The 24,913-nt window shown below is 40.2% G+C and carries 21 protein-coding genes; 16 read left to right on the plus strand and 5 right to left on the minus strand.

Annotation, left to right across the window (positions count from 1 at the left end; translation table 11 throughout):
* Positions 1-3: 3 nt before the first annotated feature.
* On the minus strand, positions 4-417 hold the full coding sequence (gene arfB / locus KO511_RS04010; RefSeq protein ID WP_215986183.1) for an alternative ribosome rescue aminoacyl-tRNA hydrolase ArfB: 414 nt from the start codon (positions 415-417) through the stop codon (positions 4-6).
* A 300-nt stretch (positions 418-717) separates the two neighbouring features.
* Here arfB and KO511_RS04015 point away from each other — a divergent pair, with 300 nt between their 5' ends.
* From KO511_RS04015 to KO511_RS04025, 3 genes are all read left to right on the plus strand, one after another.
* The gene (locus KO511_RS04015; RefSeq protein WP_215986184.1) at positions 718-1,689 is read left to right on the plus strand and encodes a hypothetical protein; all 972 of its coding nucleotides are present in this window, start codon (positions 718-720) and stop codon (positions 1,687-1,689) included.
* Between the two features lie 194 nt (positions 1,690-1,883).
* Complete coding sequence (locus KO511_RS04020) at positions 1,884-8,816, plus strand: TcdA/TcdB pore-forming domain-containing protein (protein ID WP_252724242.1); 6,933 nt, start codon at positions 1,884-1,886, stop codon at positions 8,814-8,816.
* 118 nt (positions 8,817-8,934) lie between these two features.
* Positions 8,935-10,119, plus strand: a complete 1,185-nt coding sequence (locus KO511_RS04025) for a histidine decarboxylase (RefSeq protein ID WP_215986185.1) — start codon at positions 8,935-8,937, stop codon at positions 10,117-10,119.
* A gap of 30 nt (positions 10,120-10,149) precedes the next feature.
* On the opposite strand, the gene KO511_RS04030 is transcribed toward KO511_RS04025, so the two are convergent.
* The 3 genes from KO511_RS04030 to KO511_RS04040 are packed head-to-tail and all read right to left on the minus strand — an operon-like array spanning position 10,150 to position 12,419.
* A complete protein-coding gene (locus tag KO511_RS04030; protein WP_215986186.1) occupies positions 10,150-10,827 on the minus strand; it encodes a hypothetical protein in 678 nt (225 codons plus the stop codon).
* Positions 10,814-11,737, minus strand: a complete 924-nt coding sequence (locus KO511_RS04035) for a hypothetical protein (RefSeq protein WP_215986187.1) — start codon at positions 11,735-11,737, stop codon at positions 10,814-10,816. The genes KO511_RS04030 and KO511_RS04035 overlap by 14 nt, the downstream gene beginning before the upstream one ends.
* 7 nt (positions 11,738-11,744) lie before the next feature.
* Complete coding sequence (locus KO511_RS04040) at positions 11,745-12,419, minus strand: hypothetical protein (protein WP_215986188.1); 675 nt, start codon at positions 12,417-12,419, stop codon at positions 11,745-11,747.
* Between the two features lie 276 nt (positions 12,420-12,695).
* Between KO511_RS04040 and KO511_RS04045 the strand changes: the two genes are divergently transcribed.
* The gene (locus tag KO511_RS04045) at positions 12,696-13,544 is read left to right on the plus strand and encodes a pirin family protein (protein WP_215986189.1); all 849 of its coding nucleotides are present in this window, start codon (positions 12,696-12,698) and stop codon (positions 13,542-13,544) included.
* A gap of 104 nt (positions 13,545-13,648) precedes the next feature.
* Here the strand turns inward: KO511_RS04045 and KO511_RS04050 are convergent, their stop codons facing one another.
* Positions 13,649-14,380, minus strand: coding sequence for a substrate-binding periplasmic protein (locus KO511_RS04050; RefSeq protein WP_215986190.1), 732 nt, complete (start codon positions 14,378-14,380; stop codon positions 13,649-13,651).
* Positions 14,381-14,686: 306 nt separating this feature from the next.
* On the opposite strand from KO511_RS04050, the gene KO511_RS04055 reads away from it, so the two are divergent.
* The 12 genes from KO511_RS04055 (at position 14,687) to KO511_RS04110 (ending at position 24,798) form a co-directional block, all read left to right on the plus strand.
* A complete protein-coding gene (locus KO511_RS04055; RefSeq protein ID WP_215986191.1) occupies positions 14,687-14,935 on the plus strand; it encodes an EscI/YscI/HrpB family type III secretion system inner rod protein in 249 nt (82 codons plus the stop codon).
* Positions 14,935-15,480 (plus strand): type III secretion protein, encoded by a 546-nt coding sequence (locus tag KO511_RS04060; protein ID WP_215986233.1) that lies wholly within the window; start codon positions 14,935-14,937, stop codon positions 15,478-15,480. Before KO511_RS04055 ends, KO511_RS04060 begins: the two co-directional genes overlap by 1 nt.
* On the plus strand, positions 15,467-15,949 hold the full coding sequence (locus KO511_RS04065) for a hypothetical protein (protein WP_215986192.1): 483 nt from the start codon (positions 15,467-15,469) through the stop codon (positions 15,947-15,949). Before KO511_RS04060 ends, KO511_RS04065 begins: the two co-directional genes overlap by 14 nt.
* A 25-nt stretch (positions 15,950-15,974) precedes the next feature.
* Complete coding sequence (locus KO511_RS04070) at positions 15,975-16,463, plus strand: tetratricopeptide repeat protein (protein ID WP_215986193.1); 489 nt, start codon at positions 15,975-15,977, stop codon at positions 16,461-16,463.
* Between the two features lie 29 nt (positions 16,464-16,492).
* Positions 16,493-17,689: a hypothetical protein gene (locus tag KO511_RS04075; RefSeq protein WP_215986194.1), complete on the plus strand. Its 1,197-nt coding sequence runs from the start codon at positions 16,493-16,495 to the stop codon at positions 17,687-17,689.
* Positions 17,690-17,810: 121 nt separating this feature from the next.
* The gene (locus KO511_RS04080; protein WP_215986195.1) at positions 17,811-19,277 is read left to right on the plus strand and encodes a hypothetical protein; all 1,467 of its coding nucleotides are present in this window, start codon (positions 17,811-17,813) and stop codon (positions 19,275-19,277) included.
* Between the two features lie 18 nt (positions 19,278-19,295).
* Positions 19,296-20,213, plus strand: a complete 918-nt coding sequence (locus tag KO511_RS04085) for a type III secretion system protein (protein ID WP_215986196.1) — start codon at positions 19,296-19,298, stop codon at positions 20,211-20,213.
* Positions 20,214-20,247: 34 nt separating this feature from the next.
* Entirely contained in the window at positions 20,248-20,835 is a 588-nt protein-coding gene (locus KO511_RS04090; RefSeq protein ID WP_215986197.1) for a hypothetical protein, read from the plus strand.
* Positions 20,804-21,214 carry a hypothetical protein gene (locus KO511_RS04095; protein ID WP_215986198.1) on the plus strand — a complete coding sequence of 137 codons (411 nt, stop codon included), beginning with the start codon at positions 20,804-20,806 and terminating at the stop codon, positions 21,212-21,214. Before KO511_RS04090 ends, KO511_RS04095 begins: the two co-directional genes overlap by 32 nt.
* Positions 21,215-21,219: 5 nt before the next feature.
* A complete protein-coding gene (locus KO511_RS04100) occupies positions 21,220-21,792 on the plus strand; it encodes a hypothetical protein (RefSeq protein WP_215986199.1) in 573 nt (190 codons plus the stop codon).
* A gap of 1 nt (position 21,793) precedes the next feature.
* Positions 21,794-22,090 carry a hypothetical protein gene (locus tag KO511_RS04105; RefSeq protein ID WP_215986200.1) on the plus strand — a complete coding sequence of 99 codons (297 nt, stop codon included), beginning with the start codon at positions 21,794-21,796 and terminating at the stop codon, positions 22,088-22,090.
* Positions 22,091-22,092: 2 nt separating this feature from the next.
* Complete coding sequence (locus KO511_RS04110) at positions 22,093-24,798, plus strand: hypothetical protein (RefSeq protein WP_215986201.1); 2,706 nt, start codon at positions 22,093-22,095, stop codon at positions 24,796-24,798.
* The last annotated feature ends 115 nt before the right edge of the window (positions 24,799-24,913 follow it).

Consider the following 24,913-nt stretch of genomic DNA (forward strand, 5'->3'; position numbering starts at 1 on the left):
TTGTTAATGATTTACTCTCGCCCGAAGAGATTTAGTTTGAGAGCGAGTTCCTTTCGATCTTAGGCGCTTTTCGTTAGCCGCTCTGCTAGGTTTAGTTGGGCGGCGTTTTTTGGGTACTTCTGTTGCACTGCGTATTATCTGTGTGAGTCGATTGAGCGCATCTTCCTTATTTTGTTCTTGCGTCCTAAATTGTTGGGCTTTAAGCGTGATCACGCCTTGCTTTGAAATTCGGGTATCACTGAGTGACATTAAGCGTTCTTTATAGATGGCAGGGAGTGAAGAGTGAATAATATCGAACTGGAGATGTATCGCAGAAGAGACTTTGTTAACGTTTTGCCCACCAGCACCTTGTGCTCGTATCGCAGTGAGCCTAATTTCCCAAGCCTGAAGTGTAACCGTATTTGAAATTTTAAGCATAATAGATTGATGTGTCGGATTGGCACTTAAAGTATAAATTAGAAGTGTATTCAAATCTATCAGTTTTGCTTAAAAACTAATCTTTTTATAGATCTTACTGATTTTTAATATTTATTTTAATATTTCTATTATTGTTTAAATAACAATACATTAAATCATGTATTGTTTTATTTATATTTAAACCTTTAATGTTAGTGGATAATAATCACATAAACATATTAATATATTGTATTTTTAAATTAATACTTGAAAGAGTTCATATAATATTTGATATTGCACCTTGAAATTAAGGAGTAATGAATGAATAAAAATAACCTACTAGCAATATTATTTTTTTCTGTACCATCTATTGCTGATACATTATCTATTGAGCCAGATATAAAAAATGGTTTACCTGCTATTATGAGTGAGCCTGTTTTATACCAAGAACCTCAATTTGATTATTTCGATTTGACAGAAGGTTATTTAGAGCAACGTGCGGAGGCAATAGCAAAACTTCCTATTGCTTTGACTAGTATTGAGCGAGTGTGCATTCAGACATCATACAGTCATATCGATCAATATACGGAATCACCTCAATCTGGTGTACTTATTTATACTTATGCACAAGACAATAATGGAAAAAAAGTCAACAATACGACTATCGGTGATAGAATCAACTTAGACAGAGTGTCTGAACATTGTATTGATGAATCTAACTGGGTATACGAGAATTGGTTAGCCGACAAGAGTATGACCTTTACTCCTTATAGCTCATCATCGTCCGTTATAAATGATGTACGTGTCATTGTTGATGGTACATTATCGTTATCACAGATACCTACAGACTTTATCCAGCAATATTATGATTTTATTAATAAAGTTGGATTTGATCAGTCTGCGGCATTTTATCACCCCGATGATATTAACAGTTTGAAAGACATGGTTGTATTGGGACTTGAAAATAATGATCCCAGTATGAAGCTTATAAGAAATATGGCTTTTGGCAAATCGATCACTAAGGAAGATATTGCTCTAATGGCAGGGGTTGATTTTATGAACCAGTTCCTTTCTATTATTGCCCAGTCATCAGGTAATAACACGGCTAACTTAGAATCGTTTCAAGTAATCAATGTATTTGAATATAATGATAAGAAATATATTAATGTTGAGAAAAGAGAAAAATTAGTTGGTAGATTAATTACAAGGAATGAAGTGGTTATTTTGAGAAAATATGGGAGTTATTGGTTACTAGAACTTCCAGAAAGCTTGACAGGCATACTGAGAAAATAGGGGATAAATATGGTGATGAGCCGTAAGGCTATCACCATTGGATTCCATTAAATAAATCAATAAATTTTTTATTATAAATTAATAGGAAAGATAAAGTTTATTTTTACTCAGATCTATTATTTTTAACCACTTATTTGATTGTTTTTAATTTATTTGATACTTATATTTTTTGCTTTCATTCATTTAGAAATTATATGAAAAAAACAATCGTATTAACGGTTTTATCCTCACTATTCTTTACGTCGTATTCGGTTAATTCAAACGATAATAATGATATCAATTCAGTAAATTCTAGCTATATATTAAGTGTGCCCTTAGATAAAAGTCAATATCAGAAAGGATTTGATGCATTTCTTGATGTCATGCGAAAAACACGTAACAGTGTTATAGCCAGTTCTACAAACCAACAGCTTATACAAAATATTAAAGCCGGTTTAGCCAAAGACGGTCATTGGACGATAAATACGCGGCAAAACTATATCTTGCTTAAAGAAAGGGTACACCAAAGCTTTTATGATGCTTATTCCTCAGATAAGCCAAAGGTGTTACAGCCACTCACGCAGCAGGAAAGTGAAAATGTATATCGGCTATTAACTGAGAAAAGCCAGTCATCAGAACATTTCCGAATCAATATTCAGGGTTTTGATGAGAGCTCAATTGCTAACGTTAGGCAGGATGATTTTATTCGTTATGCCACATCAGCACGTTTTATACCGGAAACTTTTTATACTGAGCCTGAAGTTGATGCTTTGTTCACTTCAAGGTTGACGCTTAACTTTTCAAAACAATATTTACCCCAAATCATCGACGCTTTCTCGAAGCTTTACTCTGGTGATGTTGTTGACGTTGTGAGGCAGGCAAAAATCCTTGCCCCTGCTAAGTTTGGTTCGTTAACAGACCAAGCTGTAATTTACTTAAATGGCGCTGATATAGATAATGCCCAACGAGTGGTCGCGTTTTTGCATCAACATATTCCGGAACAAGCGTGGATTGAGCATACTCCGCTTGGTATGGTGGCGTTAGCAAAAGGTCAAAACTATGCAGAAAGCTCACGCATGGCTTATTCAAGCCACGGTGGTTCAAGATCGGTTGTCGCAACCGATGCGATTCTGGAACACTTTTTTAGTGGTGAATCACTTGGCGTCCTTTTGCCAGAGACACTAAATAAACATGGCTATGATTCGGCTCGTATCCCCTTATTAGATCCTTCTTTCGAGTACAAATCGAAGCAAGCAGCATTTTCTGAGGCATTTATAGACTTTACTCGTGATCCGCAGAGTTTCCTGAAGAACTTTACTTTAGATGTGACACCACTCATGTCTCAATATGCTGTAAATCATGGTCAGCCAATTATGCACTTTGGTGCTGATGGGTATCAATTAAGCATTGTACAAGATGACGTTTTGACGGGTGATAAGCTTAGAGTGCTTAGTGAACCCTTATTAGACAACATGCCGTCTTTTATTGATGTGAAAAAAAACGCTAAATATGGTCAGATGGTTATCGCACCTTCTAATGATGGAGGGACAGTTGTTGTCGTTGATCATGATGCGGACCACTTTAGAATCTATTTCGATAAGCGGCCCCACGCCTATCCACTATATGACAATGTGGTTGCTCTTCGAGATCTCAGTTCAGGGTATCGTGTGGCAGACAGTATTAAGTTCGATAAGGGACTAGATGTTACATTCTTTATCTACAATGAGCAGGGGTGGCAGAGTCTTGTACAGAAGCAGTCTTTTAATAGCTTTAGTGATCTTGAAGTAAGACGTACAGGATCGACGACATCTGTTCCTTTTTCACCCGTTAGTGAAAATTTTGGTCAAGCCTTTGTCGAAAATCGCACAGTCATTCAAGCTCAGTTAATTAGCTTGGCAGAGCGTCTCGGTATTTCAACGGCTAAGATTACTGACTTACCATACAATCCAGCTGAAATAAAACAAATAGAGACACATTCGAGCCTGACCATGTGGAGCGATTTGCGCGCGAAAATGAACAGTAAAATCTCAGCGCAGCGACGGTCACTTGTTAGAGAGAGAATGGTCGAATTGGCCAAACTAAAAATTCCTGGATATCCCAACAAGGCTGCAATTAAGCAAAAGCTTTCTTTATTGCGTTCTAGCCTGCTCGAATTGGATACCAATACCCAAGGTTTAATTGATCTGTCTCGGGGTATTGACCAGATGTGGCTTAATACTAAGCAAAAACAAGAGCAGGGAACCGCTGGCCTTATTGTGGCGGATGAGAGTTTACGAGCGGGCAACTTCGATAAGGGTCAGATTCATCAACAATTTCTAGTTAAAGAAAGAGCAATTCGAAATTTATCTGGCAGTAAGCGAGTCGCTTTTGATGATGGTTATGAGAATTATCACTCAATAGAATTGCCTGATTTTGATGAATCTATGTCCCTGAGCCAAAAACAACTTCTGCTTTTAGGTTCAACCGAAATGGATGCTCGCCAGCAAGGAGCTCTAATACGTTGGATCAATGAGAAAATGAGTACAGATAGGCTTTCTCAAGCACTCAATTCAACGGCTAAGTTTAATCAAGCAATGAAGCGCTTAGGTGGGAAAGTAATAACCAGTATTCCTCAAGATTTTGTCTTAACCTTAATGGGTGACGGTAGTGGTCGTTGTTACCCACTTGTCAGAGCTATGTCGGTTGCCATATCACGCGGAACGGATTCAATTTACCATCTTTCCAATAAACTTTTTATTGGTGCGGCAAATCCTAGTGCGGTTGAAAGTCAGTTTTTTCTTGATGCTCTGCATAATTTGCATTCTAGTCACGAAGCGCGGCAAAGCAGCCAATTGTTAGGGAGTTTCGATATTAATGGTATGGTGGCATTACTAGACAGGAGTTTGTCAGAAAAAGGACGAGTGTCTTTTTCCGTTAATACCAGTATTCATTCTGTTGGTGTCTCTGCGGTAAATGATATGGGGACTAAGCGTTTTTATCTTTATGATCCAAACTTTTCTTTGGTTGAGTTTCCTTCGTTAAAGTCATTAAAGAAAGGCTTGGAAACCCACCTTGTGATGAATGGTTTAGCTGAGTACTACATGGCATCTGGCACTAGAGCTAAACCTGAGTTTAATATCGTTAACATTGATGTAGAAAAAATGGCGCATGTTGAGGTGTTGCCTGGACAACAAGTGGTTGACCTAACCATAGAGCGGCCCTTAAGCCCTGTAGGAGATGGTGATTCTATTGTCACTATTAGTGATGAAGAATCTATAGTGACCATATCTGACTCTGAATCTATTATGACGATTGATGATGATGAGTCAGTGATCGTACTGGAAAGCTCTGAGCAGCAGATTGAGCAAGATTTATCCTTGAGAATGAGTTTAACCAAGATCGCTGCGTATGATCATGCGCGAAAATTGTCTAATGCAGTCAGTAAAGTACGAACTATGTATAGTATTCCAGATGACTGGCTACCAGTTATCGGTAGTATTGCTCAGCCGAAAGAAGGGTTCTCTGCAATCACGTTTATTTCACCAGATAGAAGTGAAGAAAATCGAGTTCAGCTACGTGGATTGGAATTGTTTAAGGTCAGTGAGTATCTGCGCAGGCAGTTCTCAAACATCAATACTCACTTCGATCTTAGAACAGGTCGAAGTACCCAGCCCCTTGGATTTGAGGATGTGCAAGGTTTTGACGGCTTAAATGCAGGTTTTGCGGTGCAATCTGTTATCACGTGGTTTCAAAATGAGCAGCGAAGTCAAGTTGTCGATCAAAGCCGAGACTCCCTTCAACGCGCATTACAAATTCATAGCTACGTGATGGCTGGACAGATAGCGCATGGGTTACTTAACGATGTAAATCATATGGTTGAGCTCTTCAAGGTTGCGACTGTAACTGATACTGAGCTGATTAATGTCACCATGAGTAGTATTTCTGGGATTGCAAACCAAGGTATTGGGCTGGTTTTTGGAGTGGTTAACGTTGGTTTAAGCTCCTATGAGCTTGCGAATGCTAAGAATGCTCAGCAGAGAGCGATTTTTGGAACCCAGCTAGGTTTTAATTCGGTTGGAACGGCTTTAGGCGGTGCTGCCTTAGGCGCTGGTATTGCGGGGGCATCAACGACGGCAATTGTGTTAGGAGAAGCAGGAGCAATAATTGGCGGATTGGCGGTCGGTTTTACCGCTTTGGCAGAGGCGTTTGGAAAAATTGCCCAAGATGCTCAGCAGGTTGGGCATTATTTTCATCAAATAGACAAAGCATATCGCAACGGAGGGTATCGATATGATTCTGATAATGACATTCTTCTTCCCATACCTGGCGCAGTTGTGGATCGGATTGATCTTTCTCATGGAGAAGTGGAATTGGGTAGCCAAGCACTCTATTCCTCAAAGCATGGAAAAACAGGTTCTGGTTGGCTAAATTACTTTTTTTGGGCAGGGGATTTACCTAAGGCGTTGAGAGACACGAGTAAGGCCTTGTCTGTCAGAGAGCGTTTGGGTTATGCCGCTCACCACTCAATAAACCCAAACAGTTCGAAGATTTTACTACCTGCTACTGGGTTTTCATATATTGATTACAACTATGAAATCTTACCAGGTTCTACAACAAGGCATGATGAAGGATTTGACGTTCTTAGATCATTAGAAACTCAGCTTGATTTTGATTTCGACTTCTATGTGTTTCCATCTGAATACGTAATTCGCAATATGAAAGAGGAGTTTATTGCGCATACTGTTGACGTTAATCTTGGTGCTGACGATAGAGTTGTCTTTACTCCTAAGCTGGCTAAATTTGGACATCGTAAACTCCACTATCGTTTGAGTGCACAGGGCGGAAATCAGGAGTTAATCGTGCAGTCTCATGGACGCTACTCTTTAATTGATGAACAGGCAGAAAGCGTTGACTGGGTCATTGATGCTCGTGAGATACAAGATGCGCAGCCTGTTATGAAAGCGAATAAAATCGTTATTGGTTCGGTTAGTTTGGATATTGAATATCTGACACGTTCGACGATGACAATTTATATTAATAACGGAGAAGTTTGGCAAGTTGTAGACTCAAATTTATCTTTGTTACAGGTTGAAGCAGACAAAGAAAATAGTGGTGATGATGTTCTTCATCATTTAGAACAGGTGGCTGCGCAGCATAAATTGCTTGGTGATTATGTAGTCGTAGAAAACTACCAACAAGATCAGCAGTTATTTGGGCGGGCTTATTATGATGTCAAACAAGACAGAATGATTGCTACAAAGGATGTTTCAGTCGAGTTATCCTATTCTGCTCAGCTTGTGAATGATTCTGATGAAAATGCACTGTTTTTTAATTCTCACTACGGTCAGCTTTGGAAGACTGATATTGCCAGTGGTAAAATGATCGAGTTTTACTCCCTTCATCAGCCCATCACACAACCTATATCGGCGGAATTTAATGCTTGGACAGAAGCTGGGTCAGTATTGGTGGCGGCGACTTATCATATGCCAGACCAGTCTCGAATTAAATATCTTTACCGTTTAACGCCATCGGGACTTACTTTAACCGATATCCACGGAGATAAGCAGCTCTATCAAGCATTAAACGATTCGTTAAGTGAAAGTCATCGGCAGTTAATCGCTTTATCTATGCATTCTATGTTGCCATTTTCTATCGGCTTAGATCAAGGCAAGCAAGTGCCTGCAGTGTTATCCGACACTATTGAGATAGGTAAACCATCGAAAACTCCAGTTTGGAGTATCTTATCTGAAGATCAAGTCATTAACGTTGGGTTAAGACGTCCGGTGGAGGACTTAAAACTCTTATTTGTGAATAAAGATACTCACTATTTCTACACTCAGAATCAACAAAGTATAGTGATATTAAATGACACGGGTTTTAAGAAGCTGTCTCTTTCTCCTGGCGATAAAGTCAGTGCCCATGAAGGAGTTTATGTTGTAAAACCCAATGGTGAAATACATATTGTCACCGAGAAAGGTATACTGAATATAGTCGCGCTTAATCGACAATGGCTGGAGACACATCGTCACACTTGGCAAGACAAACTTAGTGTTACACTCAAGGGTATAGCGCATCAAATCATGATATTTGGTTTAACCGATTACGATCAAAAACCGCTAAAAGCTTGGTATTTACCGTCAAGTGATCAATTTGTTTTGCTATCAAACCAATGGAGTGACAAACCGTTTAAACTGATAGGGAAAAAAGATGATCAATCAGTTTGGCTGTTTGATCCCACAACCGGAAAAGCATATACCCAAAATACTTTTACTGTCGATCAAATGTATAATTTTACTGCAGATTTTCGTCTTATTACTGATGGTTTAATTACTATGCCTGAAGAAGTGGAGTTTACTGAGGAAGCCCTTGAGAATTTCTACGTCAGTCACGATGGTTACCGTGTTGTAACTCGTTCTGGACTAGTGTTTGAGATTAGGACGGATACCTCAGCATACCTTACCAAAGTTACTCAGAATTGGTTGAATGGTCATCAAAATGCTCTTGATTTGCTCTTAGATACCTTTCCAGCCAAACCTGTTATCCAATTGGGCGATGATGGTGGGCGTTGGCTCGTTGCTCAAACAAGGCAGCAGGTTCAATTAGCTCATCAAGGAGAGGCCATTTGGATAGGCTCCACTGAAGATAGTCAGAAGCAGGTATTTTTCATTCCTGAAAATGGAGAGCTTATTCGATCCGATCGAGAGAGAGGTAGTGTTTCTCTAGGGTTTTATGATGATGCCTTTAGGAATGAAAAAATTTGGACTTTAGTTCTTAAAGCCACTCAATCAGGCATGACGGAGGCTGTTAAATTGGCCGGAGTCGACACCTTGGTACTTGCGATCTCAGGGCGCAGTAATAGCTATGGATTAAACGATGTTGTAGGTCAGTATAAAACGGTTATTGTTCAAGACTCTGGTTATTCAACGGTTATTGATTTGTCTGGTTTTCATCACAGTCAAGTGGTGGCTCAACATGATCAAGATAAGCTCAAACTTGTGATAGATGGAAGTACTTTAGTTATGGTAGATAATGCGTTTTCCTCGTCCAAAAATAAGCTTGCTTTAACGTTTGCAGAAGATACGCAGCCGATGCGCTTACTAACGTTCCTCATTAAGCTTGATGCTTATTGTATCGATGGAGTAAGTAGGTTAAGTGATATACTTAATTGATTATGTGTTGAATTTATTTATTGATTCACAGAATGAAAATTTAATCCTTAAGCATGATTGTAATTGGTTCACAAAACAGGCATTAAAGCGTTAATAAAATCAATGTAAGGGAATACAAATGCCGCTTTCTTATGTGGATACTCAAAGGCTTAGGGATTTATATAAAGTGTGTACTGAAAGTCAGCATCAGATGCTTGGTTATCCAGTCGCAACTGATTATGACTATCGGGATTTATGGTCGTTTTTTCAGTTTTCGATTAATAATGTCGGTGATTGGGCAGAGCCATCAAATTATCCGCTGAATACCTTTGAGTTTGAGCAAGATGTAGTTGAATACTTTTGTCATTTGTTCGACACCACATTTGATGAAGCATGGGGCTATGTAACGAATGGTGGCACTGAGGGTAATATGTATGGCTGTTATCTTGCCAGAGAAAAATTCCCATCAGGTATTGTCTATTTTTCTGATGATACCCATTATTCAGTGATGAAAATTGTCAGATTCCTAAATATTGAGTATCAGATGATAGCATCGAGTGCTATGGGAGAAATGGATTATGACGATCTTGAATCTTCGCTCAGAGCAAATATAGGTAAATCACCGATTATATTTGCGAACATAGGGACCACTATGCTGGGTGCCATTGATGACTTGAAGCAAATTCAGCAGCGTTTGCAAAAGGTCGGCATTTCTCGCGAGAAATACTATATTCATGCCGATGCTGCTTGCCATGGTATGATCGTTCCATATTTAGATAATCCTCCAGGATTCTCATTTAAGCATGGCATTGATTCTATATCTGTTTCGGGCCATAAAATGCTGGGCTCGCCTACTCCCTGTGGCATAGTTCTAGCGTTAAAAAAGCATACGGACAAAGTCAGTCACCAAATTGAGTATATTGCCGCACCAGATAAGACATTAACCGGTTCTCGCAGTGGCTTAACAGCATTATTTTTGTGGAAGTTTATCCGAAGTAGTAGTGAACAGGAAAAAAAGCAGCGTGTGTATGACTGTTTGGAGCTTGCAGAGCAAGTAGTTATAACATTGAATAAAAACGGTATTGCTGCGTGGCGTCATGCAAACTCTCCGATAGTCGTGTTTCCGAAGCCCTCGGAGGAGTTGTGGCGTAAATATCATTTAGCGGTTGCCAACAATATTGCGCACATTATTATTGCTGGACAAACTGCCGCAAATCCCACTCAGCTGTACCAAGTTTTAGATGAATTGATCGCAGAAAATCAAAGCGAGATGCAAGAAGAGGGGATAGATGAAAGGGTAATAGACAATGATTTAGTAGTATAGTATTAGGTATGGTTGATTCAGCAGAAAAACTTACTCCCAAGAGTAAGTTTTTCTTTTATTCGGTTTGCGTTTTTTTGCAACTTGAGTTGCGCAGAGATAATCTTCACGAAAATCGGGATGCTCTTTTATGGCGTGTGGTACAAACAAACGAATTTTAGTTCCAGCAATGACCGTTGTTCTTTTACCCATCACTGCGATATCACCACTGTGCAATTTGACCCCTTTTTTTGTCTTAACTGACTTCGGATTAGTCGAAAACACTATCGGGTATCCATATAATGTGAGATCTTGATTATTAATAGTCACCGTTTCTTTAAATGTGACCTCTACATATTGCTCTTCAGAACGAATAATATTTTCTAGTTCACGTACTTTATTTTCTACAGACGCTGAAAAAACCCACTGACCGAGAATGGGTTCCCATTTCCCCCCTAATTTCAAACATTTCTTATAGATAAATTGATTCTTTCGCCCACTGCTTAATGTGCATATATCGATATCTTTTTGCTCGGCTAAGGGTAAAGTGAGCTTAAAAATAGCCTCGTTTGAATAGTATTTATATTTATTGGAGACTTCTTCGGCATGAAGCGAAACCTCTCCAACTGGCAGATCTCGGCTAAAGTCATCGATAATGATTTTACAATGAGACTTACCCGTCGAGGCGAGAAAAAAATCTCTATCTTTCTTTAAAATATTAAACGTTCTCATTATCACCGTTAGTCTCGCGTAGAATTTGCTCCATTAAAGCTTGCTGTTCATTATCAATTTTCTCTTTGTTAACATCTTGGCTTGGTTGAGCTGAGTTTTGCCATAAAGGTTGAGGCTCTTGAGAAATTGGGCGGTGATCATGGCGAAGCTTGTCGATTCGTGAAAGAAGGTGACCTACGTTTCCATTTGGCCGAATGCCTTGCTCTATTCGTCGCTGCACCTCAAGATCGATTTGAGTCGGTTCTATTTTGAGGACATTTTGTTCAACGTCTTTTTCTTTTTGGTTCAAGCTCAGATCAAGGTTATTTTGTACTTCCTGATAGGCGCTGATATATAACAGCTTGAATTCTTCAGAAAGGTTCTTCTCGGATAGGGACTTGAGGTAGCTGGTCTTACGATTAAAAATATACTTTTCCACTCGAGTGGCCGGTTCTTTTTTGATCAATATTCTGTGGCGAGCTTCCAGAATCTCAGTATTGAGTGGTAAGTCTTTTAACATTGAAAGCAAAGCGAGTGCAGGCGGCCATTCTTTACCAGCGAGAAGACGTTCACGTAGATGATGAACGATCCTTTCAACGTCCTCGATAGACAATTGAGAAGCAAATGCGGCAAATTCGTCGTCAGGCTCAGAACCATACATATGTGTGAATTGAGTGGAAAAATTTTCCTGCATTTTGCCAAAAAAAGCGATGATATGCTTGCGTTGATCCACTGAGTAAGGGCGTAAGACATCTTTTAGATTCTGATTGAATTCACCACTTATTTGCATTGGTACAGGAGATGTTGTTACAGACGAAGCTGTTGTTACGTTTGTGGTATTTTCTTTTTTAGTGGTTGGCTTAGTAACTTGAAAGGATGTACCTTGTCCTTTTTCCTGCCAATTAGAGGCGATTTCGTTGATGTTTTTCATTGCTTACCTAATCGTCAAAATCAAAGTTGAAGTTCGCCATCTTTTTCTTGAAGGCCTGATTGGGTGACATTTTGCTCGTATTTTGTTTGTTTTTAAATCCTTTATTTTGTCCATAGCTTTTTTCTGAATGTAAATGAGCATGAAGGCGGCTATTAATATCATCTTGACTCATCAAAGGCTTTCCAAGATCTTTCACTTTGTCAACAAAACTTGCCCAAATATTGGTTTGGTTGGCGAAGCCAGATCTAAACATAATCACTTCAGCCCAAGATTCTATAATATTCGGAGATAGCTCTAATATGTTGATGGTTTTTACCGTGGATTCTGATTTCTGTAGCGGTTTAACTTGCGTTTTATGAAACTGAGGGACTTTTGCAATAGGCTCAGACGTTGCATAAACAGGGAGCGAATGTTGATTACCGACATTGATTTTGCATTTGATACTTCCCTGTTTACGAGTCTGTGTTTTGCTCAGTGATATAATGGCTTGCTCAATAGCGAGCTTTCCTAGTATATGATCAATGTTTGATTCAGATCCATTGGTCATAGTCTGTAGTTCGGACATTGTGGTTATAACCGCCCCACTGCGATCAGACAACTCTGCTAATGCGAGCAAAACGAGTTTCTCTTCCATAGTAACGCAAGAGTGAGACCAAGCTCGTTCAATAAACTTTGAAGACATATGCTGAATCCAGATACAACAGGCTAATAATGAAATTATACGATTTGCACGAGCGAACACCAACATTTGATCGCCTTCTTAATGGTTATTTTGAGTACAACCTGACCGTTCAAGCAAATTGTACTCATATTCAATGCCTATAGGCCTATGAGGTATAGCTCAAACTATATTGATAATTACACATTCAGAAATTTTGAATGAGTGGGTCGATGATTTGTGATTTAGTTTCCGCTTTTAAGCAATAGACTGTAGATATCAAAACAGAGGAGCTTTGTTATGAATTTTCGAAGAGATATTGTTCAAATCATCCGTTCTCGACTGACTTCTGATGATGAAGGGGTGAAAATTAATCGTGTTACTGGATTTAGTCAACCCAATTTTTCTCCATTCCTAATGATAGATGAACTTAAGTCAGATAGCCGAGATGACTATATTGGAGGTTTTCCACCGCACCCCCACCGTGGTATAGAAACCTTAACGTATATGAGAAAAGGCCACTTTCAACATAAAGATCATATGGGCAATATTGGCGAATTACGCTCAGGTGGGGCTCAGTGGATGGCTTCTGGTAAAGGGGTTATCCATAGTGAAATGCCGATTATGGAAGATGGTGATCTGCATGGTTTTCAAATTTGGATCAATCAGCCAGCAATAGACAAAACAAAACCAGCCCAATATAGAGACTTTCAATCTGAAACCATCACCGAATATACAGACAGTGAGTTAGGGCTTGTTCGTGTATTGGCTGGTAATATGTCTATCGGTGAGCATGTATTAAGTGGTCCACTTAACCAAACTGGAGTGCCTTTATCTGTATGTGACTGGCAGGCAAAGACTAACCAAAGCTTAAAAATGACGACAACGGCCACATCTAATCTCATTTTATATGTCTATGAGGGACAGGTCGATGTTCATGATCAAAAGTTAAGGCAAGGTGAACTCGCGGTATTATCATCAGGAAACTACATTGAAGTTATGTCTAGAGAGTCTAGTGGCGTAATGGTACTTCAAGGTGAGCCGATTGATGAACCTATCGTACACCACGGTCCCTTTGTTATGAATTCAATGCAGGAGATCGAACAAGCAATATTAGACTATAGCAATGGAGAGTTTGAAACGTATTGAATGAACCAACTAAAGTTACAGGTGTATTCTAAACTCTATGTACATGGATTTTCATGTTTTTTATTCAGTTTTTCAACACTATTGAATAGTTCATTGTTGGAGTATTATTGTTTCTCCAATTGTTTAGCCTTTGCTAGCGATCTACGCGACTCGACTAACCGTTTTGCTGAGCTTTCAAGTCGTTCAAGTAGATGAACTTGAGAGGAGTGAATGTAGTGATAAACATTCTCTTTGGATATGATAGGGCTGGATATCTTGATATCTGGGTAAGCATTTTTCACTAAATGATAGCTCGGCAATGGTGCGAGCCAAAGGTCAGCTCTTCCCTTGGTTAACATCAGCGCAGCTTGCTCCTCCGAATGGATTAAGTGTAATTTTTTAGTATGCTTTAACGTTTCTATATAACGTGCACCATGAAGTGCAACAACAGTTTCATTTTTAGCCTCATCGACAGTATTGATGAAGCGGTCACCTCTTGAGAGAAAATAAACATCAAATGATCCTAAAGGTACATCGACTTTGATGATATTATTTTCACGTTCTAGGCCATCTATTCTTAAACCAAGCGCATCATATTGTCCTGAAATCACAGATTGAATGGCACGTTCATTTGGCAAATAGATGAATTCGAAGTCGATCTTGGCACCTTTGTACAGCTGAGAAAGGTAGGACTCGACATTATTTCGATTACTGGGTACTTTCGCTAAACTTTTATGCCCTTCTCCTATAGCGATCCTAACTATTCCCTCGTTTCCGGTGACAATACAGGCCCATGTCATAGACATAGTGAATAAAATCATATGGGGTAACATTGAAGTCAAGTTTTGTGTTTTCATCCATTAAACCTCTGACTGCTGGTGATGTTATTTTGTTGCCATCACACAAGGCAACGCCTTATTTAGTTTAGCTGCTGTTTTGGTGGAAATTTAATCATATTCACAAGTTTTCAGAGCTTTTTCAACTTATATCAGGACTGAATCTCTAGTGTGGTCTTTGTCTTAAAATTATGATTATAAAGTATATTTTACTAAAACTATTATTTCACAATGATTCATTGGCGCTGTGAGTAACGAATAATTAGTATAAGCACAAAGTTTAATCTTCACCTGTTAATAGTTAAGAGTTATTTGAGAGGAATAACAATGCCAGATCTAATGATTGAGCAGATTCAACCTTCTGTGCTGGAAGAAACCTTCAATAATGTTGGCGAGGGTTTTCAAGAGATTCTGGATAATATTGATCAAATAAATGCTAATCAAGAAGCAATGACGGTTCAGGATACTTTTGCACTTCAACAATCTGTATTTCACTACAGCCTTTTCCAAGAAACGGTGACAAAAATTGTATCTAAATCGGCAAATGCCATCAATGAAGTGATGAAGGCTCAATGATGAAAAAAATTTGGTTTTTACTATTACTTGCTCTCACTGGTTGTGGTGAACAAGGTTCTATTCAAATAGCCAATTTTGAATCTGCTGATGTCGCAAACAAGGTAATTGTTCTGTTGGCTCAGCATCAAGTTCCAGCCAGTTTGTCGTCTGAAAAAGAGAACTTTCAGATTTATGTTGACAAGCCAGATGAAGCGAAAGCTCGCGAGTTATTGACTGAGTTTAACTTTTATTTTCAACGTGAAGACCTTAACGACTTACTTGAGTCCAAATTTGCTAGTTTGAGCAAACTAGAAATGGTGAAAAGTAATTTACTTGAGAGCCGTGAAATCTACAACAAGTTGAGTGTTATCCCTAATGTCCTTCGCGCTAGTGTTGTAGTTACAGGTGAAAAGAGTAAACGTATTTCAGTCTTGATTATGAGTCTAAACGAGTTTGAGAGTACAAAAAAAAGTAATATCGAGCGATTTCTGAAAGGATTGGTCGCTGAATCGGACACATTAACAGTAAGCTACTTTGTTCAATTGGCAGGCAATGAAAACGTATAAAAAGCGTCATCAAAAGTTACTTCATCATTGCTTGACTCAGCGCCAGCTGAGTCAAGACTCATTTTTGGTACTGACCTCTCTTACCGATGAAGAAATTTATTTGTGGCTGTCAAGTAGCGTAGGACAAGTCAGACAAATCGTGATGACTTTAGGTTATTTGGTTGAGTACCAGCTTTATCGCAACACAAGAAATAGCCAGGCTGTATTGGAACTCAGAAGTATTTTGGAACAAAGGATGTGCCTTTGGTCCAATGCAGCGGGTATTCAAGATGTCCCACAAAATATGAACAGTTTACAACTTGGGCTTTTGATGCTGGCACATTATAACAAAAGGCTCGCAATATTGTGGTCAATTCGTTTAGGTATAGATATACCATCTAAGCCTTTGAAGACTAGTAGCCCCTATCGATTGTCTAATGTGGTTCATCAAGTATTAGTCCCCATACTCGTCCAGTCTGATGCGATTTAATTGCAATTATTAAAGGTGAAATAAAATGAAAAACCAAGCGATTAATTTTGGTAAGCCAGGAGATGATTTTTTTTCTTTACTTGATGGTGATGAAATTTTACAGGAGATCGCTGCACAGCGTGATTCCAACAAAATCACAACAACTCACTTAAAATCCATCTTTGATCTTGGCGTTGAGTTTTATAATAAGTTTCAGTTTAAAGAAGCTGAAATTGTCTTTGTCTCCTATTCATCACTGAACCCATATGACCATCGGGGACCTGGGTGTTTAGCAGCAATATACCTAGAAAAAAGCGAGTTCAAGAAAGCGTTAGATATGTTGAATATTTTAAAAACCTATCCAACGAATGACCTTAATGAAACCATGCTCAATATTTCGCTTTGTCATTACAAACTCAAGGATAACATGCAGGCTGCGGTTCATTGGCTGATTGTTAAGCCTGAAAATTTAAGTGAATTTAATATCAAGCGTTACGAATTTTTAAAGCAGCAGCTATCACCTCATTTGTCCTAAATGATGAGTGAGTCAGGGAGTACAAATAGATGATTAACAATATCAATGATCTGATGTTACATGACGTTTCTAGTGTTGATGAAACGATAGATGTACAAGCGCTGAATAAAAAGATTGATGCAACTAACAAGGCCGAGACAGAACTGAAAAAGGCCGATAATGCCATTACTGCTATAGGCGCTAAACCTGCTGATGCAGAAACCTTAGCTATGATAGCGAATCACCAAAAACAAGTGGTGATGACAATGGCAGGTGGTAACCCTGAAGATGCCATTGCGATTCTTTTAGCTCAAGGAATCGAATCGTACAGTAAACAGCTAGAAATAATTAAAGGCTGGACTACACCAGGTTTGCCCATGTTTGAGAGTGCCATGGCTGTGATGTTTGAAGGTATAAAGAATGGTGGTGAAACGTCAGGTTATGCACTTGAGGACCTATTTCAGCTTGCCATTATGGATTTTATGTCTCACGGCTATGGTGAGGGAAAACCCGGATATAGCGGAAATAACGGTTTTGAAGCACAAATGCGCCATTTCCTTGAAAGTACGGGCTCGGGTTCTCATGGTTACCATGAAAGCTACAATGGTAGCCGCTTTGCGAGTGAGTGTGAAAATATATATAAATTCATGATGGACAATTCACCACAGGACAGCTTGTGCCATGAAATCCTTACGTACATGGATGATAAATGTGGTGGAGTCTCTTCGCTAAAAAGTCAGTATATAAACAATTATGACGATGCTGGTGGTTTTGTCTGTGATTCGGGCTATTCTGGAGATTTGTCTCCTATGCTCCGGATGGCTTTGATGGCGGGGTATTTGGCCATTGAGCCAAAAGTTGAACAATCCGTGATTGACATGTTTCTTACTGCACCTATTAGCGAATTAGATAAGTACATTAATGAGAACACAGCTAATCCCCATTACGATTCCGCAATAGATTTTGTCTTTGATAACGATGGTCAAACTGGTAGTGATGGTTGGAGGGAAGTAACTCAAAATGACTCTAGCGGTAATTCTCACCAAGTTATTGATTGGTATGGTAACGGCTTGGGCGCTAAATATTTTGAAGATATGTATACCAACTTCCCACAGCGTGAACTTACGGATGAAGATATAAAAGAGATTAACCGTATCGGTGACCAAGTTAAGATGCTTCAGCAAACGCTGAAATACTGGCTTTCCATTTGTCGAGATGAGCAAATGGCCATCGCTCGTAATATATAGCGATTAAATGACAGCATAAATGGGCATGACATCGCCGGGGACATGCCGCTCAATCATTGAGAGTAGAGAGCATGCCGGTTTGGCTGCTTATTCCCGGCCTAATACATGAAGGGAAAACGTAATGAGTACATTCATGAATCCCGTCTCAGCAACGACTTATGTCGCTCCTGTAGATGATAGCACCAGCGAACAGCCTGGTAATGCTGAAAAAGTGGCAGCAGAACAAGCGTCACCGAGTCAGCCACTGCCGGGTAGCTCCGTTACGCTAAGTGCGTTATGGCGCTTACTGGAAGAGAGTAATAAAAAAGTTGCAAATGCGGTTTCACAAACAGGCGAAGCCAACTCTGAAGCGAAGAAATCGTTGATTGATCTGCAAAGAGATTCAACTATCGGTGCAATTAGGCAGCAATCAGAAGACCTTAAAGAGCAGCAGAAGTCTGAGAAAAAACGGGGACTGTTTGCAAAAATTGGTATGGCTTTGGGCATACTTGCCGCTGTTGTTGGGTCAATTTTGACTTTTGGTGGTGCAACTGGACTGATAATAGCGGCTGTCGCCGTTACTTTGGTCGTTTTACCGACTATTGCTGATAAAATTATGGAAGCTTGTGGCGTACCGGAAGAAAAACGTCAGAAGATAAAAATGGGCCTCGAAATCGCCTGTGCGGTTGCTGGGCTACTCATTGCTTTCAATCCAGCCAAGCTAATAAGTGGTATTGGTCAGGCTGCAACTAAGGCTGTTACTAAGGCAGCGACACTTGCCAAGCAAATCTCTGAAACACTGGTGAACATGCTGACAAAACTTAAGTCGGTTAACTTCGCAACCTTACTCGGTAAATCAGCATCGAGCGCGCAAAAAGCAACTAAGTTACTTGATGATGCAATTGCCGCAGTTAAATCGTTTAAAGATATTGCTACTACCGCGACCAAGCAGGTCATACAAAAAGCGGGAGACATGGCATCTAAAGCGGTGAATAAAGCTCTTGAGGCAATTAGCCAACTAAAAGCAAGTGTAGTTAAAGTATTAGATACTGCTTCCGACGCGGTTAAATCAGCTGGGAAAGCCGTTCAAGATGTGTTGGCTGGAATCAAAGATGTTGTCGCACAAGCATCTAAACTGGCTGATGATTTCTTTAATGCAATCAAGAACCTTAGCCCTGCGAATATGCTTAAACAGCTAGAAGCTCTTGGCAGCAAAGTGTCTGAGATGCTTGTTACGCTGAAATCACTTAAACCAAGTCAGCTTCTTAATAAGGCTAAGAAGATGTTGGATGATGTTCTAGAGTCCATCAAAGATATTGGGAATTCAGAGAAAGCTGCATCTCGTGGAGCTCGCGTTGCGCAGGTGACAGAAGTTAGCTCCACTGCAGCTGATGTTGTGAGTACTGGCTATGGCGTTAAATCTGCCAAAATCATGGAAGATATGGAGAAAGCACAGGCAGAGCAGGATGCATTGGAAGCGGCTATCCAGCAAATTATGAACATGCTTAGTCAAGCTATGCGTGCGGTTACCCACGCGTTTGAGTCTTTGTTTAATACTAACCAATCTCATCGTGAATTTAACGATAAGATGATTTCAATTCATATGTAAAGGCTAGGGGATAATTTAATGTTAGATACCAATATTAGTGTATTATCAGCTGCGAATGCTGAAAGTGTACAAAATGTACCAGCGACATTTTCTTCACCAGAAGCTAAAGCGTCACTTAAGCAGCTAGGCTCACTTCTTAGCACTGTAACAGGTGGACAGATCACTCAAATCCCTAACTCTGTGATGGAATTGCTGGTTACTCAGGCTCAAAACCCAACCAAAGAGAATCGCAATAAGGTTGACGCTGCACTTTTAGCGTACGTACCTGAGACTGGCGAATATGATGCAAATACTGATCAAGTGACGTTCAAGAATACCTCTGGCGATACAGTGTCAGTTGTATCACTTGCTGAACTTCTTGCTTTGTTAGCGCAGATTATTGAATCAGAGCAGAAGCTGCGTAATGAAGTGATGCAGAATAGCATTGCGGAAGGTGTAGCAATCAAGGACTTTGCTCAACTGATTGCTTCAGACAAATGTGGTGATGCCCAGCGTAAGTTTGGTATTACATTGGCAGTCTCTGTTGCGACAATGGCTTTGTCTACTGCAGCAACCGTTAAAATGGCACAGCCAAAAGCTTTATCAGATAAGCATCTTGCCAGCACTTCTGGTCAGTATAAGGACGCTGCTGATCTTAAGAAGAATAATCCCAAACTGTTTGATGAAATGAGCGCGACATTACAGCAAAATCGCACGCATAAGTATCAATCAGTGGCACAGATGAGCAACACTGGTGGCCAGATGGCTGGTAATGCCAATGAGATCCAACATGCTGACCAAGTGCGTCAGCAAGAGGAAATGCAAGCTTCTAAAGACTTCCAAGAGAAGCGCGCGGCTCAGCTTAATGAATTCATTCAAAACCTGACTCAGTCTTCGTTTAAATGGAATGACGTTCTTGATGCAGTTGCTAAAGCAAGCTTGGCAACGAACCGTTAAGGAGCAGAGCGGGTTCGCCCGCTCTTTTTAGACTATGCGTAGTGTATCATTTTCAATGCCGCAAAGAACCGAGCGTGTTCATGACGTAACGCCAACAAAGCAAACTCGGGAAGAGAGTCAAACCAAGCGTGTCAGAGATGTAAAGCAAGCAGAAAAACGAACCAAAAAAAAACCACGCTTGTTTCGTATTCGCCGTAAGCCGATGACGCCTCAACATCAGAGGCAATTTGCGAAAATGCTGAATAGCTATCAACTTAAAGCGCTGCGTGATTGGCATGGTTTTAGTGAGGCACTACCAGATAAAAAACTGCTTAACGATGCACAGCTATTTATTTTACAAGCAGCCAATCATTGCCAACACCTTTATCCTGCTTCCTTACGCAAGAAGATGAAGCAATATCTAGAGTCATTGGGTGAGCTTGGTGAGGGAATGGAAGCTGATAGTGAAGCATTGCAGCAGCTAGTTGCTTATGAGCACTATCTTGAAGGTCTGCTGTCTATGCTGGTGCTTTGCCGCAAATATGACAAGCGCGAGCGTAAATATAAAAACAAGCAACGCAAATTAAATGATGTAGAAGAAGGGGAAAACGATGAGCAGCCATACTCGTATCGCACATTGTGATTTAAAAGATAGACCTCTTGACCCGTATGAGATGATCAAGAACAAATCACAGCGCTTAAGTTGGAACCAGATGTCGGATGCAGATGTATATTTAGATAAGAAAGCTGTGATTGCGTGGTTTGAACGTTTGCGCGACTACTCTGAAAATACAGTAAAATCCATTGTTATTGATGGAATTTTAGAAAGCGAATTTCATAACATTACGTTTATTTTACGATTGGTACAAGATGATGATTTTAGAGCGATGACTTCTAAAGAGACCTACCAATTGATTTATGACTTTGTGTGTGAAATCCCCCAAGGAATAAGGGATTGGGTAGATGAAAAGGACTATCTTATGAGTCGTGATGTTTTGGCCTTGTTGTCTCGAAATCGGTGAATATTATGAAGTATGATGCGGTAAACATAATTCCAAGTTGCACTATATCGAATGAAGTGGCGAGCAAAGTTAACCTTGTTGCGGGAACGCGCTTTGATAACCAAGCAATAAATATAGACTTTCGCCAGTTAAAGTTAAACTCAGGTGAAGGACAAGACTGGATAGAAATCAGCCTTGTTCATATGGGTGTTGAAGCAAAAGGCTATTTGCAGGTAGCGGAAATTGAGCGCCTGTTAGGCCTTGAAATTAAACATCTAGATAAAGAATATATTGCGTATCTTATTACTCAGAATTTGGCACCACATGGTGTACATTATGTTGGCTTTGTCGATCAGACAGACAGCCTCAATTTACCGCTGCGTATTGTCACCATTTTTGAATGCGAACGCATAACGACTACTCTGTATCTTGATGTAGAGTCCATCAATATTGATGGCGATTGTCTTGAGCCTAAACCTCAAGCCCTGCCAGGAGACTTAAAGCTTACTGTAAGCTGGACTCCTTTTGAAACCGCATTAACCACGCATGAATTATCGGCTTTATCGACCGATGATGTGGTTATAGTTTATCCCAAATAATATGCAGCCAGCGTTAAACAAAATCGAAATCTTTCTGCTTAAAATTGAGCAAAATGAAGAAGCTGTATTTAGCCAACATCCAGATTATGTGCTTTATCCGGTTGTGCCTTTCTTCCAACTTGTCCATATACACAATATTGAGCAGGTAATAGAAAAATTACACCAGTTTGAGACCACATTAGGTGGCTTCCTGATACGCGTTGATGGCTATGTCACGCTTGCTTGCCCTGAGTTTAGTGTTTTAGAAGAAGATCTTCGACGCTTGACCATACAATTATTAGAAATAATGAGGTTCTAAACATGATCTTTAGATCAACATCTGTCCCTAACATCGGGGCTAATCACGACAGCTCTTCACAGGGAGCGGACGGTAATGGCCCGCGTTTAACGCGAGCAACCTCATTGCTTGATGAACGTCAAATGCAGCGCATTATCGAAAATAACTTGATGGCCAAACAGCAAACACCAGATTCTTTTTCTCTTGGGCCTACACCTTTACCAAGTGACAATGAGTCTCATGATGCTGATAGTGAGACCGATTCTGACAAAGAAACTGGTCGAGGAAAAGCGCAAACGAAGAAAAAAGTCGAAAAGGCGTATAGTGGTAAATTTAGTCCAGAGAGAAAAGCGAAAATTCATCTTGGTCTAATGGTGCCAGGTGGTATTTTAGCGCTTGCCCTTGTACCTTTTTGTCCAGTAGCTGGCGTTGCGATCGCGGCTTATATGAATACCATACTCTGTGGTATTCACGGTGGCAAAGTGTTTAATCTCGGTGATCAGCCGGAAAACAAATCCAAAGACGAAAAACCAAACGAAGATAAGCCCGAAGAAAATGCATCGGAAAGCCCTAAACCAAAAGATCCAACAAAGGCTGAACCCGAACCAAGGCCGAACATTGATCCTGACAAAAAGGATGACGAGCCCGAAGCGGATAAAGTAAAACGTGAACGCGAGAATGATTCTCAGGGCTCAGTAATAATCAACAATACTTACAACATAGCTGGTGATACATACAATATACGTGATATCTACCACGGTGATATCTACGTCCATGAGCGAGATGGTTCTCCACTCGGTGACACAAATACTGATGGTGCGGACAAACCAAATCTTCGTTTAGTGTCAGTCTCTACAGTTACTGATAAGGACTTATCCGATAAAGTTAAAAAAGAGTTTGGTACTCAAAGTGACTCTACTCATCCCGAGACGATGTTTAAAGCAACGGTTACTGATGGTTCTAACCAAGCGGATGTATATGTTCGGACTGATCAAAATCTATGCAACCTAATAACTCGTGCTGTTCAAACCGATGACAATACATCGGCTAATACAGCGATAGGTCCAGATGAGTATCTATCAATAGATAGTGCTATCGATGAATATGACTTGATCGGCCCGTTGCCGATGACAACAAAAGATATTAGAAATGCAGATCGAAAACTCCAACCTCAATTTAGCACAGTAATAGATGGCTATCGAAAAGGTGAGGATGGCAAGTGGGAACCAATTAGTCCAGCAAGTGACTTTATTGGTGGTCCTGATAGTGCGCAGCGTATTTCAACTCAGCCTAAAACGCACAAAGATTCAAAAGGGGTAACGGCGAACCCAACTATAGGTAAAGAGCAGAGTACTCAGGGTGAAGAGACCAGTACTGTGGGAGCTGACATGCCAACGGCAGCCACAACGGGTGGTCAGCCTTCAACGAATACACCGGCAGACACAGTAATAGATGGCTATCGAAAAGGTGAGGATGGCAAGTGGAAACCAATTAGTCCAGCAAGTGACTTTATTGGTGGTCCTGACAGTGCGCAGCGTATCTCAAATCAGCCAAAAGCCCCCAAAGATTCAACAGGGGTAACGGCGAATTCAACGATAGGTAAAGAGCAGAATACTCAAAGTGACGATACCAGTACTGTGGGTGCTGACACTTCATCGACGGCTAAAACCGATGGTCCACCATCGACCAATACGGCGACAGGCACAGTAGTAGATGGCTACCGTAAGGGCCAGGACGGTAAATGGACACCGATTAATCCAACAAGTGATTTTATCGGTGGTCCTGACAGTGCGCAGCGTATCTCAAATCAGCCCAAAACCCCCAAAGATTCAACAGGGGTAACGGCGAATCCAAGCATTAGTGATGAGGCACAAACAGCGAAAGTGGTTACACCTCAAACGCCGGTTCAATCCACGGCAGAGAGTCATTCAATCACGCCAGAGCAAGCTGAGACTGACGGTCCATCAACACCAACGACGGGAACTACATATAAAGATAGAGCAAGCCCAACCCCAGAAGGTGAAAGTACTACCCCAAGTTTAGCTAATACTCAACCATCAGAGGTTGCGAGAAATACCTATGTTAATGAAGTCAAACTACAAGTTGGCGCTTATGATACTAATAGGTCGGCAGACGCGGTTGCAACTGAACAAGTAGATGAGACTTTAGAATCTCATACAAGTAGTACTCATATTTCTTTTATTAAGAAGGATATTAATGTAAGTCATGAGTTGCAAACTGAGATACAGCTAGCATCGACTTCTGAAAATAATGAGAATGCAGTTCAGGATATGAATGATTCTGATAAAAGTGATAAAGCCCGCACTTTCATTAATGAAGCATACATAGATTTTAAAATGCCCATAGCAATTAGCAAACCAGCTAGAGCCGTATCAAACACGTTTAATGGTAGACTTGAGCGGCAAGAAATCGATGGAAAGGTTAAATGGGTATTAACAAATCCTGAAGGCGAAAAGAGTCCTAGAGGTAATAAGACGGTTATTTTAAGTCATGGTAGTTCCGTCAGTGCTATGGCACGCAATTACACAAAAGTGACTAAGAATGGCGAACCTCTTTTTTATAATGTGGTCGATATAGATACAAGCAAACGTCATCACGTGAAACAGATCAATGGCTGGCTTACCAATACTAATGAACCTTATAAAAGCTTCTTTGGTAGACACTTTGCTAGTCCTCGCCAAGATAAAAACCTAAAATTGGTTTCGTGAATAAAGCTGCCAAAATCCTACATACCGTAAAAAAAGACTAAGTTCAGATTTAGTCTTTTTTTTTCTTTTGGGCCATGAAGACCTTGTCCAGTAAGCTTAGCGCACTGATGAAATG

The organism is Vibrio hepatarius (genome assembly GCF_018860525.1).
GTDB lineage: Bacteria > Pseudomonadota > Gammaproteobacteria > Enterobacterales > Vibrionaceae > Vibrio > Vibrio hepatarius_B.

Coding starts and splice junctions, on each gene's coding strand:
- arfB (WP_215986183.1), bottom strand. CDS start 417: ATGCTTAAAATTTCAAATACGGTTACACTTCAGGCTTGGGAAATTAGG.
- KO511_RS04015 (WP_215986184.1), top strand. CDS start 718: ATGAATAAAAATAACCTACTAGCAATATTATTTTTTTCTGTACCATCT.
- KO511_RS04020 (WP_252724242.1), top strand. CDS start 1,884: ATGAAAAAAACAATCGTATTAACGGTTTTATCCTCACTATTCTTTACG.
- KO511_RS04025 (WP_215986185.1), top strand. CDS start 8,935: ATGCCGCTTTCTTATGTGGATACTCAAAGGCTTAGGGATTTATATAAA.
- KO511_RS04030 (WP_215986186.1), bottom strand. CDS start 10,827: ATGAGAACGTTTAATATTTTAAAGAAAGATAGAGATTTTTTTCTCGCC.
- KO511_RS04035 (WP_215986187.1), bottom strand. CDS start 11,737: ATGAAAAACATCAACGAAATCGCCTCTAATTGGCAGGAAAAAGGACAA.
- KO511_RS04040 (WP_215986188.1), bottom strand. CDS start 12,419: ATGTCTTCAAAGTTTATTGAACGAGCTTGGTCTCACTCTTGCGTTACT.
- KO511_RS04045 (WP_215986189.1), top strand. CDS start 12,696: ATGAATTTTCGAAGAGATATTGTTCAAATCATCCGTTCTCGACTGACT.
- KO511_RS04050 (WP_215986190.1), bottom strand. CDS start 14,380: ATGAAAACACAAAACTTGACTTCAATGTTACCCCATATGATTTTATTC.
- KO511_RS04055 (WP_215986191.1), top strand. CDS start 14,687: ATGCCAGATCTAATGATTGAGCAGATTCAACCTTCTGTGCTGGAAGAA.
- KO511_RS04060 (WP_215986233.1), top strand. CDS start 14,935: ATGAAAAAAATTTGGTTTTTACTATTACTTGCTCTCACTGGTTGTGGT.
- KO511_RS04065 (WP_215986192.1), top strand. CDS start 15,467: ATGAAAACGTATAAAAAGCGTCATCAAAAGTTACTTCATCATTGCTTG.
- KO511_RS04070 (WP_215986193.1), top strand. CDS start 15,975: ATGAAAAACCAAGCGATTAATTTTGGTAAGCCAGGAGATGATTTTTTT.
- KO511_RS04075 (WP_215986194.1), top strand. CDS start 16,493: ATGATTAACAATATCAATGATCTGATGTTACATGACGTTTCTAGTGTT.
- KO511_RS04080 (WP_215986195.1), top strand. CDS start 17,811: ATGAGTACATTCATGAATCCCGTCTCAGCAACGACTTATGTCGCTCCT.
- KO511_RS04085 (WP_215986196.1), top strand. CDS start 19,296: ATGTTAGATACCAATATTAGTGTATTATCAGCTGCGAATGCTGAAAGT.
- KO511_RS04090 (WP_215986197.1), top strand. CDS start 20,248: ATGCGTAGTGTATCATTTTCAATGCCGCAAAGAACCGAGCGTGTTCAT.
- KO511_RS04095 (WP_215986198.1), top strand. CDS start 20,804: ATGAGCAGCCATACTCGTATCGCACATTGTGATTTAAAAGATAGACCT.
- KO511_RS04100 (WP_215986199.1), top strand. CDS start 21,220: ATGAAGTATGATGCGGTAAACATAATTCCAAGTTGCACTATATCGAAT.
- KO511_RS04105 (WP_215986200.1), top strand. CDS start 21,794: ATGCAGCCAGCGTTAAACAAAATCGAAATCTTTCTGCTTAAAATTGAG.
- KO511_RS04110 (WP_215986201.1), top strand. CDS start 22,093: ATGATCTTTAGATCAACATCTGTCCCTAACATCGGGGCTAATCACGAC.